The organism is Deinococcota bacterium (genome assembly GCA_030858465.1).
In the GTDB taxonomy this organism is placed as follows: Bacteria; Deinococcota; Deinococci; order Deinococcales; family Trueperaceae; genus JALZLY01.
In genome coordinates, this window is record JALZLY010000334.1 from 1 (window position 1) to 3,538 (window position 3,538).

At 64.5% G+C, this 3,538-nt stretch carries 2 protein-coding genes and 1 pseudogene; 1 reads left to right on the forward strand and 2 read right to left on the reverse strand.

Features of this window, described 5'->3' with window-relative positions; translation table 11 throughout:
- The coding region (locus M3498_16515; GenBank protein MDQ3460875.1) for an MmgE/PrpD family protein at positions 1–530 on the forward strand (530 nt) is incomplete at its 5' end.
- Positions 531–551: 21 nt separating this feature from the next.
- On the opposite strand, the pseudogene M3498_16520 reads toward M3498_16515, so the two are convergent.
- Together M3498_16520 and M3498_16525 are read right to left on the reverse strand one after the other, a co-directional pair.
- A pseudogene (locus tag M3498_16520) lies at positions 552–2,448 on the reverse strand (TRAP transporter permease).
- Positions 2,449–2,707: 259 nt separating this feature from the next.
- On the reverse strand, positions 2,708–3,538 hold an 831-nt coding region (locus M3498_16525), incomplete at its 5' end, for a TAXI family TRAP transporter solute-binding subunit (GenBank protein MDQ3460876.1).

The window sequence follows — 3,538 nt, forward strand, 5'->3', positions numbered from 1 at the left end:
CCCATAGCGGCATCGACTTAGCGCTCGAGTGGGCTGGCGAACTCGCCGACGACGAGCTCGAGTCCTTGGACGTCTATACCTACGGCGTGGCCATGGACATCGTGCCCGATCCCGAGCCCAAAACGCCCTACCAGGCCAAGTTCTCCTACCCCTTCGTCCTCGCCTGGGCCCTCGAGCACGGCTCCCTGGACGCGCGCAGCTTCGCCCCCGAGAGCCTGGCGGACGAGCGGGTCCGCGCGCTGTTGCCGCGGATTGCCATGCACCACGAGCCCGCCTTTGACGCTCTTTACCCCCAAGCCTACGCCGTCCGCCTGGTCTTGCGCACCCGCTCGGGCCGGGTCTTGGAGGCGTTGCGCGAGCATCCCAAGGGTTCGGCGCAGAATCCCATGAGCGACGGGGAGATGGCTGCCAAGGTGACGAGCATGCTGGGCGAGAGCCTGGCTGAGAGGCTGATCGCGCACGTCCGGTCCGTCGGCAAGGGGCCCTGGATCGATCTGAGGGCGCTCGTCGAGGCGCCCGTCGAGGCTTAGCGCCGCGTCGGGGCTACTCGCCTACCTTATTTGCGCCTCGACCTCGGCCCTCTCGGCGGCCTCGCGGCCCCTCGACTGAGCGCGCTGGTAGAAATAGAGCGCCGCGACGATGGCCGCGCCGAAGAGGTCGGTGCGGAAGGTGCCGGAGATCAAGGTGACGGCCGCGACCAGCATGAAGAGGCGCGGGACGAGGGCCATGCGGGTGACGAACCAGCCCTGCACCGCCGCGGCCAAAGTAGACCCCGAAGACGCCGGTCACGAAGGCCAGGGCGATGCGCCAAGGCTCGCCGACAAGCAAGAGTTGCGGGCTGTAGAAGAACATAAACGGCACCAGGTAGGCCGCTAGCCCCAGCCTGAACGACTCCACCGAGGTCTTCAGGGGGTTGGTGTTGGCGATGCCGGCGGTGGCGTAAGCGGCCAGCGCGACGGGCGGGGTGATGGCCGAGACGACCGCGTAGTAAAAGACGAACATGTGCGCCACCAGCGGCAACACGTCCATGCGCACCAGCCCCGGCGCCACCACCGAGGCGGCCACCGCGTAAGCGGCGGTGGTGGGCATGCCCATGCCCAGCAAGATGGCGATGCCCATGGCGAAGACGATCGCCAGAAACTGGCTGTTCTGGGCGACCGAGAAGAGCAGCGACGAAAAGCGCCCGCCGATGCCGGTGAGCGAGATGATCCCCACCACGATGCCCGCGCAGGCGCAGACCGCCACCAGGCCGATGACGTTGCGGGTGCCCAGGAACATGGCGTCGGTGACGGCGCGAGGGCCCATCTTGTTGTCCTTGGTAAACCAGCTCATGATGAGTGTGCTGATAAGCGCCAGGGTGCCGGCGCGGACGATCGAGTAGCCCATCAAGATGGTGGCGACTAAGATGATGACGGGGATAAAGAGATAGGCCTGCTTGAGGACCTCCGCCATGCTGGGCAGTTCCTTTCTGGGCAGCCCGCGCAGGTTTTTCTTGACGGCCTCGAAGTCCACCATGAAGTAGACCGAGATGAAGTAAAGGAGCGCCGGGATGATGGCGGCCAAGATGAGCTGCGAGTAGGGGATGCCGGTGATCTCGGCCATGATAAAGGCGCCCGCGCCCATGATCGGCGGCAGGATCTGGCCGCCGGTCGAGGCGGTCGCCTCGGTGGCCGCGGCGAAGAGCGGCGAGTAACCCACCCGGCGCATCAGGGGGATGGTGAGGCTGCCGGTTGCCACCGCGTTGCCCGCCGAGGTGCCGTTCATGGTGCCCATCAGGGCGCTGGCGAAGACGGCGACCTTGGCCGGTCCGCCGCGCGTCCCACCCGCCAAGGAAAAGGCGAAGCGGATAAAGTAGTCGCCGACGCCAGAGACCTGCAAAAAGGCCGAGAAGACGACGAAGAGCACCAGATAGGTGGCGGAGACCTGGGTGGTCACCCCGAAGACGCCGTTTAGGCTGTAGACATAGGTAAAGAGGCGCTCGGGGCTGTAGCCGCGGTGCTCGAGCACCCCCGGCAGGTAAGGCCCCAGGAAGCCGTAGGCGATAAAGACCAGCGCCAAAATAGGCAGCGCCAGGCCCAGGGTGCGCCGGGTTAGCTCGAGCACCAGCAAGAGGCCGATGACCGCGACCACGTAGTCCATCGTCTGCGGGACCACGCCGACGCGAAAGAGCAGGTTTTGCAAGTTGGCGTAGATGTAGTAGGCGCAGTAGAGGCTGGCGCCGATTAAAACCCAGTCTAGAAGCGGCACCCGCTTGCTCTCGCGTGCACTCGACCAGCCGGCGAAGAGCGCGAAGCCCAAGGCCGAGGCCAAGGCCAGGTGGACGCTGCGAAAGACCCAGGGGTCGATGGCGTAGATATTCAAGACGTAGACGTGAAAGAGGACGAAGCCCACGGCCAGAGCGTAAAAGAGGTAGTGTTGCCAGCTCAGCAGGCTGCGTTCGCCCGGCAGCTTGTCCTCGATAAAGGCGGCGTCGGCCGCGATGTTGGCAATCCGTGGGTCAGGGGCAGGGACCACGGGCTTGTCGGGTTGTGCCATATACAGTTCTCCTCATGATCTCCCGAGATAAGTCAGACCAAACCGTATAGCTGTAGCTATATATCTTTGGGGGACGCCGGAATCCGCACGTTTGCTTGTGGCCGAGCTTACCAGCGAGAGCCAGTAAGAAAGACGGCCCCTCGAGCAGGCGCTCGAGGGGCCGGCGCAGCGGCTAGTTGCCGGCTGCGGCGGGGCTGTATTCCGGGGGGATGAGGGCTTCGGGAATCTCGATACCGATCTCTTCAAAGTAGCGAATGGCGCCGGGGTGCAGCCACAAAAAGGTGTTGTTGGGGAGCATGTTCTCCGGTACGGTTTCTTCTGCCGACTGATGGGTGTCGATCAGGAACTGCTGGTTTTCGAAGACCGTCTTGACCATCTCGTAGACGAAGTCTTCGGGCAGGTCGGCGTGGCCGATGGCGACGTTATACATGCCGACCGTCACTAGGTCCTCGTCGAGGCTGGTGTAGGCGCTCGCGGGAATGGTGTCGGGACCCAGGTAGAAAAAGGCCTCGAGGAGCTGTTCTTGTTGCTCCTCAGAGAAGGTGAAGATGTTGGCGCTGCGCTGCGCCTCGATCTCCAAAAACGAGGCGATGGGGATGCCCGCGGCAAAGGCGAAGCCGTCTATTTGTCCGTCCATGAGCTGCGAGGCCAGGTCGCTGGCGCCAGCTTGTCTCACCCGGATGTCGATGCCGAGCTGCTCGAAAAAGCGCGGGAAGTAGGTGCCGGGGGTGCCGCCCGCGGGGCCGACGCCGACCGCGCGGCCCTGCAGGCCTTCGACGGTGGTAATGCCCGAGCCTTGGAGGGTAATGATGTGAAAGGGCGTGCCATACATGGGAAAGAGCGCGCGCACGTCCCTCATCTCCACGCCGCCGGTCCAGTCGCCCTCGCCGTTCCAGCCTTCCCAGGCCGGGCCCATCGTCACCATGCCCAGCTCGATGTTCTGGTTTTGCACCAGGAGCATGTTCTGGTTGGGGCCGCCCGTCACCTCGGTGCTGGTGGGGAC